This window comes from Carnobacterium alterfunditum DSM 5972 (genome assembly GCF_000744115.1).
Lineage (GTDB): Bacteria > Bacillota > Bacilli > Lactobacillales > Carnobacteriaceae > Carnobacterium_B > Carnobacterium_B alterfunditum.
Map to the genome: position 1 here is coordinate 2,107,484 of NZ_JQLG01000004.1, position 16,490 is coordinate 2,123,973.

The window sequence follows — 16,490 nt, forward strand, 5'->3', positions numbered from 1 at the left end:
GTGAAAGTTACAAAATTAGAAGGTAAACAGTTTCGCTTAATGATAGCAACAGGAGCTACTCGTTTAGATAAAAATGCGGAATATGTGAACTCATTAAATGTTTTTCCAGTTCCAGACGGTGATACAGGAACCAATATGAATTTATCATTGGCTAGTGGAGCTAAGGCCGTTGCTAACACAGCTTCTGAAAGCATCGGAGATCTGTCAGCAGCCTTATCTAAAGGTTTACTAATGGGAGCTCGTGGAAATTCTGGAGTTATTTTATCTCAATTATTTAGAGGATTCGGCAAAGCTATCGAAAATAAAGAAACGTTGTCTTCTAAAGACTTTTCTGAAGCTTTTACTAGAGGTGTTGAAACGGCATATAAAGCGGTCATGAAACCTGTTGAAGGAACTATTTTAACTGTAGCTCGCGAATCTGCTAAAGCTGGTGAAAAAAAAGCAAAAGAGACAGATGATGTTGTTGTTGTAATGGAAGCAGTCGTACGTGGAGCTAAAAAATCACTGGCTAAAACACCTGATTTATTGCCTATACTTAAAGAAGTTGGAGTTGTAGACAGCGGCGGACAAGGATTGTTATTTATTTATGAAGGATTCTTAGAAGTGTTGTCTGGAAAAGTTATAGAAGAAGATATCAATCAGCCTTCTCCACAAGAAATGTCAGAACTAGTTAATGCGGAACACCATAAAAGTGTTTCAGACCACATTCATACTGAAGATATCAAATATGGTTATTGTACAGAAATCATGGTTGAAATTGGCAAAGGAGAAACAGTTGATAGTGAATTTGACTACGATACATTCCGTAACCATCTAAACGAGATCGGTGATTCCTTACTAGTTGTTGCTGATGACGATATCGTTAAGGTTCATGTCCATACAGAACATCCAGGAGAAGTTATGAATTATGGTCAAAAATTTGGTTCATTACTTAAAATAAAAGTTGATAACATGCGTGTTCAGCATGAAACGATTCTTGAAAGTGAGTCGCACCAGCTCGTTGAAAAAAAAGCTAAAACCCCTTATGGTATTATTGCGGTTGCAGCGGGAAAAGGCGTTCAAGACTTGTTTAAAAGTTTAGGCGTTGACTATGTCATCAGTGGTGGACAAACAATGAATCCAAGTACAGAGGATATTCTTAAAGCAATCGAAGAAGTAAATGCTGAAAAAATTATTATTTTACCAAACAATAAAAATATCTTTATGGCAGCAGATCAAGCAGCTGAAGTCAGCGAATTGCCAGTGGCTGTTATTCCTAGTAAAACAGTTTCACAAGGTATGACAGCAATGTTAGCTTTCAATGAGTTGAATGACTTAGATGCAAATAAGGCTGAGATGATGAGTGAATTAGCGAATGTTATAAGTGGTCAAGTTACGAATGCAGTAAGAGACACAGAAATTAATGGAATGACGATCAAAAAAGATGATTTTATGGGTATCATTGAAGGGGATATTAAAGTATCTCAATCAAACCGTAAAGATGTTACGATTGAAACCTTGAAACAAATGATATCAGAAGATAGTGAAATTGTGACAATTTTACTTGGAGAAGATGGGGATGAAAATGAAGCTGCTGAAATTGCTGCCGAAATTGAAAAACTATTTGAAGAAGTAGAAGTAGAAATTCATGATGGTCAACAACCAGTCTATCCGTATATCTTGTCGGTAGAATAATTAAAAGGCAAAAATAGATCGGGATTTTATTCCATTCCTATTTTTGCCTTTTTTGGTCAATCAAAAAGGGAATCACTATATTCAACAGCTCACTGCTATTGCTGCTTTGAGTAACCGGTACATTAAGGGAGGAAAGAGACAGACCGAAAAGTAGAATCTACAGCTTTGAATCTGTTGAAAAATATATGACTAAAACAATTTATGATTCTGTTTCTACCCTCCCTTACGTTGGAGAAAAACGGTTAGAGGCTTTGCACCAATTAGGTATCCACACCATTTTTGATTTGTTGTCTCATTATCCGACTCGTTATGAGGATATTCAAGAAAAAGATCTATTAGAGATAGGGGATCAAGAAAAAGTCACGTTGAAAGGAAATGTTGTTTCAGAAGCAGTGGTCAGCCGCTTTGGTCCGAAGAAAAACCGCCTATCATTTCGTCTCATTATTGACCACGCTGTGATATCGGTTACTTTTTTTAATCAGCCCTATTTAAAAAATAAAATCGTTACCGGAGAAGAAATAGCTGTTTTTGGCAAATGGGATGCAAAAAGAAAAATTCTGACCGGCATAAAAATTTTAGGAAGTCGCTCAGATTCTGAGAATGGCGATTTTGAATCAGTTTATAGTGCAAATAAGGCTATTAAACAAAGCACGATTTTGAAACTGATCACAGAAGCCTTCAAATACTACGAAGATTATATCCCAGAGGTCGTGCCGCCAGAATTAAGAATCAAATATAGATTAATTTCTCATCATGACGCTATTTATGCGATGCATTTCCCAGCTTCAGAAGAACAAAAGAAACAAGCTAGAAGAGAAGTGATTTTTGAAGAGTTTTTATTGTACCAAATGCGTATGCAGATCGTTCGAAAAAAACAAAAAGCGATGGGCAAAGGAAACTCACTCAAGTACAATGTGACTGACTTGAGGAAATTTATTGAAACTTTGCCTTTTGAATTAACGAAAGCACAAAAGCGAGTTGTAAATGAAATCTGCAGCGATTTAAGACAGCCGATCCATATGCATCGATTGCTGCAAGGAGACGTTGGGAGCGGAAAAACGATTGTTGCCGCAATCGCATTATATGCTGCTACAAATGTGGGTGTCCAGTCGGCTTTAATGGTGCCAACTGAAATCCTTGCCGAACAGCATATGGAAAGTCTGTCCGAATTGTTTGATCCTCTTGAGGTCCGAATTGCTTTGTTGACGGGTTCAACAAAAACAAAAGACCGACGTTTGATTTTAGAACAATTAGCTAATGGCGAATTAGACGTTCTTATAGGCACGCATGCATTGATTCAAGAAGGCGTATCTTTTTCTCGCTTAGGTTTAGTCATCACGGATGAACAGCATCGTTTTGGTGTGAATCAACGGAAATTATTGAGAGATAAAGGAAAAGATGCGGATGTTTTATTTATGACAGCTACTCCTATCCCACGGACCTTAGCAATTACGGCGTATGGCGAAATGGATGTTTCTATTATCGATGAAATGCCTGCTGGAAGAATTCCGATTCAAACGTCATGGATCAAACCGCAGAATTTTGAAAGAACATTAGAATTCATTGAATTTCAATTAAGAAAAGGATCGCAAGCGTATGTTATTTGTCCATTAATTGAAGAATCAGAAAGTATGGATGTTAAAAATGCCACGGATATATATGAAAAGTTAACAGCTTATTACGGTGGCCGCTTTCAAGTAGGTTTGTTGCATGGAAAAATGAAATCAAGAGATAAAGAAAGTGTCATGGAAAATTTCAAAGAAAAAAGCTTGCAAGTTCTTGTATCTACAACTGTTATTGAAGTAGGAGTGAATGTGCCTAATGCGACGACTATGGTCATTTACGATGCTGACCGCTTTGGCCTGTCTCAATTGCATCAGTTAAGAGGCCGAGTTGGTCGCGGAGATAAAGAATCTTATTGTGTCCTTGTCGCGAACCCTAAAACAGAAAACGGAATGGAACGCATGAAAATAATGACAGAAACAACAGATGGCTTTTTACTTAGTGAAAAAGATTTAGAGTTGAGAGGACCTGGAGATTTGTTTGGCAATAAACAATCGGGGCTGCCCAATTTTAAAATAGGGAATATTGTAGATGATTTTGGAGCTCTAGAAGCAGCCAGACAAGAAGCGAATAATTTGATCAATCAAAAAGATTTTCTGTTAAACGAACTTTATCAAGCCCTTAGAGAAGCTATTGGGTTCAATGAATTAGAAGGTTTAGATTTTAATTGAGATTTACCCGCAATTAGTGGTAAAATTTGGTAGCATGTAAAGTTTAGTAATGTTGGAAATTCACTAGGAGGCAAATGATTTGAAAATTGCAGTAGATGCTATGGGTGGAGATAACGCTCCACAAGCAATTGTAGAAGGTATCATGATGGCAGTTAAAGAATATCAGGATATTGAATTTATTCTTTATGGAAAAGAAGAAGCTATCAGGAAATACTTAACAGATGAAACAAATATTACCATTGTTCATACAGATGAAAAAATTATGAGTGAAGATGACCCCGTTCGCGCTGTCCGCCGTAAAAAGAATGCCTCAATGGTACTAGCAGCTCAAGCTGTTAAAGACAAAAAAGCTGATGCGTTATTTTCTGCGGGAAATACCGGTGCATTGTTGACAGCTGGGCTATTGATCATTGGACGGATCAAAGGAATCGACCGACCAGGTTTATTAGTGACACTACCTGTCATTGGGAATGAAAATGAAACTTTCAATTTAATGGATGTCGGTGCAAATGCAGATACTAAACCAGAAAATATTAACCAATACGCAACATTAGGCAGCTATTATGCTCAATTTGTTAGAGGAGTAAAAAATCCGAAAGTTGGTTTATTAAACAACGGGACCGAAGAAAATAAAGGAAACGATGTAACTAAGAGAGCTTATCAACTGCTAGCAAATAATACCGATATTAATTTCGTTGGAAACGTAGAAGCGCGTGAGTTGTTGAGTGGTATAGCAGATGTAGTGGTTACAGATGGTTATACTGGAAATGCAGTATTAAAAACAATTGAAGGTACTGCGCTATCTATGATGAAACTAATTAAAAATGCTGTGTATGAAAATGGTGTAAAAGCTAAATTAGGTGGATTATTATTGAAAGATAGTTTTTCTAGTATGAAAGATGTTTTAGATTATTCTAAACATGGTGGAGCAGTACTATTTGGAGTTAAAGCACCAGTTATCAAAACGCATGGATCAACTGAGAAAGAAGCGGTCTATTACACGATCAGACAAATTCATGAAATGTTAGATTCTCATGTTATTGATGACTTAGTTCACCATTTTGAAGAAAAAGAAGCGTCAGCTATACTTAAAAAATAGTTGGACAATAGTTATAATTATCGTTAAAATAAATTGAGTGATGTAAATTAGTTTTGAGTATAAAAAGTCGAATACGGAGGTGTATATATTGTCTACTAATGAAACTTTCGAAAAAATAAAAAAAATCATCGTTGAAAGATTCGGTATTGACGAAGAAAAAGTTACCAAAGAGCTTACTTTTAAAGAAGATTTAGGTGCTGATTCTCTTGATGTCGTAGAATTAGTTATGGAATTAGAAGATGTTTTTGGGACAGAAATATCTGATGAAGATGCTGAACGCATCAAAACAGTTGGAGATGCAGTAACGCATATCGAAGAGCACAAAAATTAAACTATTTATTCAGAGTCACTGAGCTTATTCATAAGTTAGTGACTCTTTTTTTTTTTGGAAAAGAAATGCCTTTAATTTTCGAGAGGGACTGACATGTTAGTTAGTGGGGCCAAACTAGAAATGGTTTATTTTTATCAGTAAAAGCGGTATAATGGTAGAGCATGGATAAATTTTAACAGAAAGGGAGAATATAATGGACGAAGTATTTTTAACACATTTAAAAACTAAATTTAGTTTGGTTTTTCATGACCTTTCTTATTTAGAAGAAGCATTCACCCATTCATCATATGTGAATGAGCACAGGAACCTTAAATTGAAAGATAATGAAAGAATTGAATTTTTAGGAGATGCTGTCTTAGAACTGACCGTATCAAGATTCTTATATGAATTGTATCCTGATGTACCTGAAGGGAAATTAACACGATTGAGAGCGACTATTGTTTGTGAAGTGAGTTTGAGTCAATTTGCAAAAGAATACGAATTCGATCAATTTATCCGTTTAGGTAAAGGCGAAGAGCGTATGAATGGACGAAAACGTCCAGCATTGCTTTGTGATCTATTTGAATCTTTTATTGGAGCGTTATATTTAGATCAAGGAATAGACAGTGTATTATTTTTTCTTGAACAAACGATCTTTCCGAAAATCAATTCCGGTGCTTTCTCACATGTGATGGATCATAAAACAAACTTACAAGAGTTTTTACAACAAAAAGGTGAAATTGGAATCGAGTATCAATTGGTCGATGAGATAGGACCAGCACATCAAAAAGCATTCGTAGTAGAAGTACTTGCTGAAGGACAAAGCCTGGGACAAGGTCAAGGGACAACAAAAAAAGCTGCTGAACAAGTAGCAGCTGAAAATGCATTACTTGCTTTATTAGAAAAATAGTACAGGGGAAAGGAGCCAGTAGTTGTGCAATTAAAAAGAATAGACATCGCTGGTTTCAAATCGTTTGCAGATAAAACGACAATTGAGTTTCATGATGGTGTAACTGCTGTTGTTGGTCCTAATGGAAGTGGGAAAAGCAATATAACAGAAGCTATTCGCTGGGTTTTAGGCGAACAATCAGCAAAAAATTTACGTGGCGGAAAAATGAATGATATCATCTTTTCAGGATCTGATACAAGAAAGCCGGTCAACCTAGCTGAAGTCACATTGATACTAGAAAATGAAGATCAGTTTTTACCGTTAGAATTTAGCGAAATAAGTGTCACCAGACGATTACATCGAAATGGTGAGAGTGAATTTTATCTGAATAAACAAGCTTGTCGCTTGAAAGACATTGTGGACCTATTTATGGATTCTGGATTAGGAAAAGAATCTTTTTCAATAATTTCACAAGGAAAAGTGGAAAGTATTTTCAACAGCAAGCCAGAAGAGAGACGGTCTATTTTTGAAGAAGCAGCAGGTGTTTTAAAGTACAAAATACGCAAAAAAAAAGCTGAACAAAAATTAACTGAAACTGAAGAAAATTTAAATCGTGTTCAAGATATTGTCTATGAACTAGAAGGACTAGTTGAACCACTAAGAGAACAAAGCAGTATAGCAAGAGATTTTTTAGCATACAAAGAACAACTGACTGAAATGGACATTGCTCTAATGGTCGTTGAAATTGAGCAGTTAAAAATCAATTGGGATGAAAGCAAAAAGAGAATGATTTCTTTTGAAAAGCAATTAACTGAAAAGAAACAAAGTTTGTTAGAGTGTGAGAATCAGCTGGAAATTAAACGCGAAAAAAAAGTGAAATTAACTGAAGAAATAGAAGAAAATCAGCAAAAATTAGTCCAAGCTATTCAATTATTTGAGCAGACAGAGGGCCAAAAAAATGTTTTATCTGAGCGTAATAAATATACAACTGAAAATTTACAACAACTTGAAGCCTCTAAAGAGCAATCAAATCAAGCAATCAGTCGATTGGAGCAACAATTAGAAACGATCAATGAAGAACTTGAACTGAAAATCGAGCAAGAAAAACAGTTGAAGATTGATTTTTCAGCTGCGGAAAAAGAAGCTTTATCTCTTTCGGGAAATTCAAAAGAAACAATAGAGAATTTACGAGATGAATATATTGAACAAATGCAAAAACAAACTAGTTTAAGAAATGAACAGAGTTACCTTGAGCGTAGTTCTTATCAAGTAGCGCAAAAAAGCTTGAAATCGGATGTATCAGTTTCAGAACTTAAAGAAAGTATAGCAACCATAACTTTAGATTTTGAACGGATCATTCAAGAGTTGACTGATGCGCAACAAGAGGTTGCTCAAAAATTATTGCTTTATCAAGAAAAACAAGCGAGCAACCAACTGAAAAGACAAGAGTTAGAAAACAATGAATCACGCATGTATGATGCCCTAAAGGTACTACAGCAAGCCAAAGCCAAAAAAGAAAGTTTAAAAGAATTGAATGAAGATTATGCAGGCTTTTACCAAGGTGTTAAAGAAATTTTGAAACGAAAACAAAAAATTGGCGGTATCATCGGTGCAGTTGCTGAATTGATTGAAGTACCCAAGCAAGCTGAACTTGCTATTGATATTGCACTCGGTGCAGCAAGTCAAAATATTATCGTTCAAGATGAACAAAGCGGTCGCAAAGGAATTCAATATTTGAAACAAAAGCGAATCGGTAGAGCAACGTTTTTACCTTTAACAACTATAAAAGCTCGTCAATTGCCAATATCTATAGAAAACAAAGCACGTAGCTGTGAAGGGTTTTTAGGTATTGCCAGCCAACTGATTGCTTACCCTGAATCGGTTGCAACGGTCATTCAAAATCTTTTAGGAACAACGATCGTAGCTAAAGACTTAGCATCTGCTAATACTATCGCTCGTGAAGTACAGTTTAAATACCGTGTTGTGACTCTTGAAGGAGACGTTATGAACGCTGGGGGTTCAATGACTGGAGGAGCAAGCAAATCTGGCAATCAAGGAAGTTTGTTTGCTCGTAAAAATGAATTAACAAGTTTAACGAAGCAGATAGAACAAATGGAAGAAACTTTAGCAAAAAAAGAAATAGAAGTTCGTACGATGAAACAAGCAATCAAAAAAGCAGAACTAAGTTTAAACGAGTTACGCGAAATCGGTGAAAAACAGCGGTTAAGAGAACAAGAATTAAAAAATCAATCTGAAACATTAAAAGAAAAACAGCTGCGCTTTACCAGAGAATTAAAAGCTGTTCAATACGAATGTCAAGAAGCCAAAGAAGAAGCTGAATCTTATGAATTGAAAAAAATGAATTTGGTGAAAGCTTTACAAACAAATAAAATTAAAATGGATCAAATCAACCACCAGATTCTACTAGCTTCTTCTCAAAATGAAGAGCGAGAAAAAAATCATGCTTTGATCAACGAAAAGCAACAAAATTTGCGAACCAAATTAGCTGCTATAAAAGAGCAGCTAGTTGGAATGAAAAAAGAACAAAAAACAGTGTCTAGTCAACTAGAGAATCAAGCTAAAGAGAATGTGTCACTTGCGAATCGAATGGAGCAGATATCTCGCTCTGAGGGTACTCACCAAATGACTAAGCAAGAATTGGGCGATAAATTAGCCCAACTAAGCGAAGCAAAACTTGCGTTAGAAAGTCACCTATCAAAAATAAAAAGTGAAAAGAATATGTTAGAAGTCAAATTGAGTGAGATAGAACAATTGACTACTAAAATAAATAATCAAAAGCACTATCTATTGGAAGATAAGGCGAAATCTGAAGTAGCGATGAATCGGACAGATGTAGCTATTGAAAATCGCTTAGATTACTTAAGCGAGGAGTATGGTTTAACCTTTGAAGCTGCAAAAATGAGCCAATCACTAGAGGTTTCTGTTGAAGAGGCGACACGTGAAGTGAAACTTTTGAAACAGAGTATTGAAGAATTGGGTGCTGTCAATATTGGTGCAATTGAAGAGTTTGAACGGGTCGATGATCGCTACTCTTTTCTTATTGAGCAACGCGAAGATTTATTAGAAGCAAAAATCAGTTTATATACTACGATGAATGAGATGGACGAGGAAGTTAAGATTCGATTTTCAGAGGTGTTTGAAGATATTAGCATGAAATTCTCTGAAGTCTTTCCGAAAATGTTTGGCGGAGGTTCTGCTGAATTGCGCTTAACAGATCCTGAAAATTTGTTAACAACAGGTATTGAGATCATTGCTCAGCCTCCAGGGAAAAAACTGCAACAACTAAGTTTGTTATCGGGGGGAGAACGAGCATTTACAGCAATTGCTTTAATGTTTTCGATCATACAAGTCCGTCCTGTACCATTTTGTATCTTAGATGAAGTGGAAGCAGCACTTGATGAAGCGAATGTTACCAGATTTGGGCGTTATTTAAAGCAATTTGATGGTGATACTCAATTTATTGTCATTACCCACCGTAAAGGAACGATGGAAGAAGCAAATGTGCTTTATGGCATTACGATGCAAGAATCAGGTGTTTCTAAAGTGGTGTCTGTTCGTTTAGAAGAAGCAGCGGATGTTCATGTTGGAATAACCTAGAAAAGTAGAAAGGGTGGAAAGATCGATAGGTGTCGATGTTTCCACCCTTTTAAACGAACTACCAAAAAGAATGGAGCCAAAGTATGATTAAATTAGTTGCAATTGATTTAGATGGAACATTACTAAATGGGGAACATATTATATCAAATGAGAATAAAGAAGCAATTAAAAAAGCAAAAGAACAAGGCGTTAAAGTTGTCCTTTGTACAGGGAGGCCTTTACTAGGAATGATCTCTTATCTAGAAGAGTTAAACTTAAGAGAGTCTGGAGATTATGGCATTACGTATAATGGTGGCCTAGTACAACGTACGGATACTGGTGACGTGTTATCTAAAACAACACTGACAAAAGTTGAGACAGAAGAAATTTTTGAATTAAGCAAGAAAATCAATGTTCCTTGTAATTTTATTGATTTAGAAAACATTTATGAACCACCCTATCCTGAGGGACGTGACTCACTTTATCCTACAGTGATGACAGCATTACCGTATGTTCCAATAATAATGGAGGAAATGTCTGGAGACATTGCAATCAATAAAACGGTCTTTTGTTATAGCCAAATTTTATTAGACGAAGCAATTAAAAATATTCCAGCTTATTTTTTTGAAAAATATACTATTATGAAATCAAGACCGATATTATTAGAATTAATGCCTAAAAATGTAGATAAAGGTACAGGTATAGCTGTTTTAGCCGATTTATTGGGCTTTGAAGCTTCAGAAGTAATGTCCTTAGGGGATGAGGCCAATGATGCAGCAATGATCGAATATGCAGGCATGGGAGTAGCTATGGGAAATGCTACAAACGAGATCAAGGCAATGGCTCAGTACATCACCAAAACAAATGAAGAGCATGGTGTAGCATACGCCATTCATAAGTTTGTGCTTAATCAATAAGCTGAAATTCTGAGAGAAGAGGGTGTGAAATGGGATTATTTGATAAAATAAAGAAAGCTTTTACAGGCGAAGAAAAGTTAGAGACCACTGAAGTAACTGAAAAATATGAGAAGGGTCTTGAAAAAACACGAAAAACATTTTCTCAACGCATGAATGAACTGTTTGCTAATTTCAGAACAGTTGATGAAGACTTTTTTGATGAGCTTGAGGAAGTTTTGATTGGAGCGGATGTTGGTTTTGAATCAACAATGGAGATCACTGATGCCCTACGTCAAGAAGTTAAATTAAAAAATGCAAAAGCCTCGAATGAAGTTCAGCAAGTAATCATTGAAAAAATGGTTGAGATCTATGAAAAAGGCAACACAGATAAACCTGAAATCAACCTAAATGCTGAAGGGTTAACCGTGATTTTACTGGTTGGCGTAAATGGCGTAGGCAAAACAACAACAATTGGTAAGATGGCTCATCTTTATAAACAAGAAGGAAAAAAAGTCATGTTAGCAGCTGGAGATACGTTTAGAGCGGGTGCAATCGAGCAGTTACATGTTTGGGGTGAACGTGTTGGAGCAGAAGTAGTCAGCGGTAAAGCTGGGGGCGATCCAGCAGCTGTAGTGTTTGATGCTATAAAAGAGGCCAAGCAACAAGAAGCGGATATATTATTCGTAGATACCGCAGGACGATTACAAAATAAAGTGAATTTAATGAACGAGTTAGAAAAAATGAAACGGATCATAGAACGTGAAATACCAGGTGGACCGCATGAAGTATTGCTAGTGCTAGATGCAACAACAGGACAAAACGCAATGAATCAAGCAAAAGAATTTAAAAAAGCGACTGATGTAACGGGTATTGTGTTGACCAAATTAGATGGTACAGCTAAAGGTGGAATTGTTTTAGCCATTCGTAAAGAGTTAGATATTCCTGTGAAATTTGTTGGATTAGGTGAAAGTATGGATGATCTGCAACTATTTGATCCAAATGAATACATCTACGGATTGTTCAGCGAACTGATCCAACACTCAATTTAATAATTTTCTGATTTGTCAAATTAAGCTATACAAACTATCTTCATCCATATAACTCATAAAAACTTCCAACGGTGTTTGGTAATTTAGTGACTTCCTTGGAATGTTATTTCGTTTGTGTGCAACAGATGATACGAAAGTCTGGTCAACTTCGTTGAAATCCATTTTTTTTGGCAATCCATCTTTTCGAAGAAGTCCATTAGAATTCTCATTTAAAGCTCGTTGTGAAGGCGTTCCAGGATCAGCGAAGTAAATAGCGACATCATGTTGGTTGCACAAAGATTTCCAGTTGGAAAACTCCTTTCCGCAATCAAACGTAATGGATTTGAATAAATTTTTTGGTATGGCTTGGAACCATTGATTCATGGCATTCTCAATGTCGCAGGCTTTACGCCCTTTGGGCTTTAAGGTAATGATAGCTTTTGATAAAATCTCTACTAGAGTAATAACCGCACTTTTGTGGTGAACACCTACAATGGTATCTCCTTCGATATGACCAAACTCTTCTTTAAATGTGGGATAGTCTATTATTCTTTCAGAGATATTTCGTTTATAAGCTTGTCTACCTCTACGTTCTTGATGTCCGTTAGGTTTTCTTTTCCCTTTCATCGGGAGTGTAACTTCATCGAATATTCTTTCTTTAAACTGCCTATAAAGTGTTCGTACGGAACAGTCTATTGTCATTTCTTTACGGCCAATAATGACATCCGGCGTCCAGCCCTCAGCTACTTTTCCCTTGATATAAAGCTGTTGTTCTTTTGGTAAATCAATTTTTTTGCGTCCACACTGTTTCTTGTTTTTTTTATACCGTAGGTAATGGTCGAAAGCTGTGTGTCCTGCTTTGAAGAACCTGATAACATTATTAATCGGTGTACGAGTACGATTCAAGTAAGTAGCTATTTTAGCAACTGGAACACCTTGGTGGTAATAAGCTTCTATCATCACTAGTTCATCCATGGTAATATGGGTATAGGTCATTCGTGATCACTCCTTGTTTTCTGTGGTTGGAAATACAATTAGAGTGTATCACGAATGGCTTTTTTATTTGTATAGCTTAATCTTACAATCGACGTTTTATAAAAAATAGCCAAGAACTCCTTTAATGGTTGAGCAATCAACTCAATTTAAAGGAGTTTATTTTTTTACTATCAGTTACAGAAGTTTTTGATGGCTCTACGTCAAATGGTGTGGATGAGCTAAATTTAGTTGGAAATAACGTCTTGTTTAAGCAGCGTGAGAGAATCTTCTCGCGCTGCTTTTTTTTGCTTTAAAACTAATCAAAATACGACATCTAAAGTTCTGAAAATTCCGATAACCATAAGCAACCCGTTTGATGACTTTTATTTTATTGATTGACCCTTCTAAAGCACCGTTAGAATAGGGATACATAAAAGTATGTTTTATCCTAGGCAAGTGTTTACGCAGGGTTTTAAGGGCAGTCTGCATAAAAGGAGATAACTCTTTAGGAGAAGCCTTAAGTACAAGGTTTTTAAACCCTTTATAGTCATTTTTTTTAGAATAATAAAGAAGATTTTGATACAAATCATACGTCGCTTTAAGAGTCTCGTCGAGCGTAAGTAGGTAGTCGATGATTTCTGTATTCGGTAAAGGTTTTTTAAAGAGTCGTTGATAGCGGTAATCCTTAAAATTTAAGTCGTCTGAATCCTTTAACAGGAGTTGCCAGTACCTTTTAAATTTTCTGTAATTCTTTAAATCTTCTGAATTAGAGGTATGGAATTGTTTCATTGTTTGAACTCTGGTTTGATTCAACGAGCGTGATATCAACTGAACGATATGGAAACGGTCAATGATCACTTTAGCATTAGGAAAGAGATCTTTAACTAATGTAAAGTAGGCCGCGTTCATGTCTACGACAATCGTTTTTACGTTCATCCTCGTCTTATAGGGATAGCGAAGAAAGTGACGGCGTAAAGCTAGTAGCAGCCGAGTTGGCAAGATATCGATTGGTTCATGTGTGTCTGCATTCGAATAAATAAAGCTCATTTTTCCTTCGACGTTTTTAACGGATTGAAATTCATCGAAAGAGAGGTGTTGCGGCAAGGATTTGAAGGTATTTTTAACAGACTGATTGAGTTGTTTCAAGACTCTGTCTACAGTGGTAGGAGAAACAAAATGCCGTTTAGACAGGTCTTTTATAGAAATAGTGTCGGCTAATTCAACCGCGATAGACTGTTTGACCCGTTTAGCGATGAAGCAACCTTCTTCAATTTCAGGAGAACGTGCAACAAAGGTAACACCGCATGCTCTACAAAGAAACCGCTGCTTCTTTAATCGAATAGACGTTGCATAATGAGTCGAACTGACCCATTTAACCCTAGAGGTTAAATACCCATTCTTTACAATAGAGTAGGCGTGGTTCTTCATCCCACAACACTCACAGTGAGTGGGTTTGTACGTTAAAGTGGCATAGAAAACTTTTGATCTGAACCCTTTGATTCGTTTCTCCTCGCAAAATTTTTCATCAAAAAAGATATTTTTATCTTTTAAATCAAGTGCAGTTCGGATACAATTATTATGAGACATATGAATTTTCCTTTCTAGTGGGTTGTCGTGACTTTATTCTAACTGGAAAATTCATTTGTTTCTATTTTTTTATAAAAAAATAGGTGCGAATGAATTTCTTCATCCACACCAAAAATTATACAGCCTTTTTGATCAGATCGTAAAAAAAGCAGCCAACAAGAGTAAATAGTTAGAAAATGTTTGTAAAAACAAGACAAACTATTGACTATTTGGGTAAAAATGGGTACGCTATTAAAGTATGTAAACGTGTTTTCCTTGACAGTTGTAAAGCGAAGAAAGAAGGGTTAAATTGGAAATTGAAAAAACAAATCAAATGAACGCCTTATTCGATTTCTATGGCTCCTTATTGACAGAGAAACAAAAAAGCTACATGCAATTGTACTATGCAGATGATTTTTCTTTAGGTGAAATTGCAGAAGAATTTGAAGTTAGTCGTCAAGCAATTTATGATAACATAAAGCGAACTGAAAATAGTTTAATAGAATATGAACGGAAATTGCATTTATTAGAAGATTTCAACGCAACAAAGGCAGTTGTAGAAGATATGTCGAGTTACATTAAAAGTCATTATCCAAAAGATGAGTCATTAGAACAGTTTATCCAGTTATTAAAAAGAGATAGAGATGAGAAATAAAGGAATGGTGAAGTAAAATGGCATTTGAAGGTTTAACGGAGCGTCTCCAAAATGCGATGACGAAAATGCGTCGTAAAGGGAAAGTAACAGAAGCTGATGTAAAAGAAATGATGAGAGAAGTGCGACTAGCTTTACTAGAAGCAGACGTTAACTTCAAAGTTGTTAAAGACTTTTTGAAAACGGTTAGTGCACGTGCAGTTGGTGCAGAAGTATTAGATAGCCTTTCTCCTGGACAGCAAATCATTAAAATTGTTAGTGAAGAATTAACTGATTTAATGGGTGGGGAACAAGCGACGATCCAAACAGCGGCAAAAGCACCAACCGTTGTCATGATGGTTGGGCTTCAAGGAGCAGGTAAAACGACTACAGCTGGTAAATTAGCTAGCTACTTACGTAAAAATCAAAACAAACGTTCTTTATTGATAGCAGCAGATATCTATCGTCCAGCGGCTATCCAACAATTGGAAACGATTGGTAAACAGTTAGATATACCGGTTTTCTCTATGGGAGATCAAGTAAGTCCTGTTGAAATTGCAAGACAAGGGATCGAAAAAGCCAAAGCAGAACATTTAGATTTTGTGCTGATCGATACTGCTGGACGTTTACAAATTGATGAAACATTGATGCAAGAATTAAGTGATATTAAAGAAACAACACAGCCAACAGAAATCTTTTTAGTTGTAGATGCTATGACTGGACAAGAAGCTGCAAATGTTGCCTCTTCTTTTAACGAACAATTAGATATCTCGGGTGTTATCTTAACGAAATTAGATGGCGATACTCGTGGTGGGGCTGCACTTTCTATTCGTGCAGTTACTGGTAAACCAATCAAATTTACAGGATCTGGGGAAAAATTAGATGCTTTAGAACCATTCTATCCAGACCGTATGGCTAACCGTATTTTAGGTATGGGAGATATGTTGACTCTGATTGAAAAGGCTCAAGAAGACTTTGATGAAAAAAAATCAGAAGAAATGATGACAAAATTACGGGAAAATACTTTTGACTTCAATGATTTTATTGAACAAATGGATCAAGTCAGCAATATGGGACCGATGGAAGATATTTTAAAAATGATTCCAGGCATGAGCAATGTTCCTGGGTTGGATAAACTTCAAATCGATCCAAAAGATACTGCCCGTATGAAAGCTATTGTCTTATCTATGACACCTAAAGAGAGAGAAAATCCAGATCTTTTATCTCAAAGCAGACGCCGCAGAATTGCTCGAGGATCTGCTCGTCCAATAGCTGAAGTCAATCGATTGATCAAACAATTCAATGAATCTAAAAAAATGATGGGCCAAATGTCTAAAGGAAATATGAATGGCATGGAAAATCTATTTGGACAAGGTGCAAAAGGCAAACTTGGGAAAATAGCAATGAATTCTATGGTCCGTAAAAACAAGAAAAAAATGAAGAAAAAAAATAAAAAAAGTCGTAAATAATATTTCAAAATAGTAAACTGGTGATTTATAAAAAAAAAACATGCTGTAAAGAAAAAACACTTTACAAGCTATAAATAAACTGGTAAACTAATTGTTGTGAGATAGTTAATGGAGGTGTAAGA

Annotated in this window: 12 protein-coding genes; 10 read left to right on the plus strand and 2 right to left on the minus strand. The window is 36.0% G+C overall.

The window, feature by feature from the left end; genetic code table 11:
* From BR50_RS10400 to ftsY, 8 genes are all read left to right on the plus strand, one after another.
* On the plus strand, positions 1–1,674 hold the full coding sequence (locus BR50_RS10400; RefSeq protein ID WP_034548483.1) for a DAK2 domain-containing protein: 1,674 nt from the start codon (positions 1–3) through the stop codon (positions 1,672–1,674).
* Between the two features lie 185 nt (positions 1,675–1,859).
* Positions 1,860–3,908 carry an ATP-dependent DNA helicase RecG gene (gene recG, locus BR50_RS10405; protein WP_034548485.1) on the plus strand — a complete coding sequence of 683 codons (2,049 nt, stop codon included), beginning with the start codon at positions 1,860–1,862 and terminating at the stop codon, positions 3,906–3,908.
* Between the two features lie 79 nt (positions 3,909–3,987).
* Positions 3,988–5,007, plus strand: coding sequence for a phosphate acyltransferase PlsX (gene plsX / locus BR50_RS10410; protein WP_034548487.1), 1,020 nt, complete (start codon positions 3,988–3,990; stop codon positions 5,005–5,007).
* Between the two features lie 88 nt (positions 5,008–5,095).
* Positions 5,096–5,338 carry an acyl carrier protein gene (gene acpP / locus BR50_RS10415; RefSeq protein ID WP_034548489.1) on the plus strand — a complete coding sequence of 81 codons (243 nt, stop codon included), beginning with the start codon at positions 5,096–5,098 and terminating at the stop codon, positions 5,336–5,338.
* Between the two features lie 193 nt (positions 5,339–5,531).
* Complete coding sequence (gene rnc, locus BR50_RS10420; protein ID WP_034548490.1) at positions 5,532–6,227, plus strand: ribonuclease III; 696 nt, start codon at positions 5,532–5,534, stop codon at positions 6,225–6,227.
* Between the two features lie 24 nt (positions 6,228–6,251).
* Positions 6,252–9,824, plus strand: coding sequence for a chromosome segregation protein SMC (gene smc, locus BR50_RS10425; protein WP_034548491.1), 3,573 nt, complete (start codon positions 6,252–6,254; stop codon positions 9,822–9,824).
* An 83-nt stretch (positions 9,825–9,907) separates the two neighbouring features.
* A complete protein-coding gene (gene yidA, locus BR50_RS10430) occupies positions 9,908–10,720 on the plus strand; it encodes a sugar-phosphatase (protein ID WP_034548492.1) in 813 nt (270 codons plus the stop codon).
* Between the two features lie 29 nt (positions 10,721–10,749).
* On the plus strand, positions 10,750–11,748 hold the full coding sequence (gene ftsY / locus BR50_RS10435; protein ID WP_034548493.1) for a signal recognition particle-docking protein FtsY: 999 nt from the start codon (positions 10,750–10,752) through the stop codon (positions 11,746–11,748).
* 15 nt (positions 11,749–11,763) lie between these two features.
* Here the strand turns inward: ftsY and BR50_RS10440 are convergent, their stop codons facing one another.
* Entirely contained in the window at positions 11,764–12,723 is a 960-nt protein-coding gene (locus BR50_RS10440; RefSeq protein WP_034545409.1) for an IS30 family transposase, read from the minus strand.
* Between the two features lie 246 nt (positions 12,724–12,969).
* The gene (locus BR50_RS10445) at positions 12,970–14,289 is read right to left on the minus strand and encodes an ISL3 family transposase (RefSeq protein WP_034546213.1); all 1,320 of its coding nucleotides are present in this window, start codon (positions 14,287–14,289) and stop codon (positions 12,970–12,972) included.
* A gap of 289 nt (positions 14,290–14,578) precedes the next feature.
* Here BR50_RS10445 and BR50_RS10450 point away from each other — a divergent pair, with 289 nt between their 5' ends.
* Positions 14,579–14,923, plus strand: coding sequence for a putative DNA-binding protein (locus tag BR50_RS10450; RefSeq protein WP_034548494.1), 345 nt, complete (start codon positions 14,579–14,581; stop codon positions 14,921–14,923).
* A 17-nt stretch (positions 14,924–14,940) separates the two neighbouring features.
* Positions 14,941–16,368 (plus strand): signal recognition particle protein, encoded by a 1,428-nt coding sequence (gene ffh / locus BR50_RS10455; protein WP_034548495.1) that lies wholly within the window; start codon positions 14,941–14,943, stop codon positions 16,366–16,368.
* Positions 16,369–16,490 lie beyond the last annotated feature (122 nt).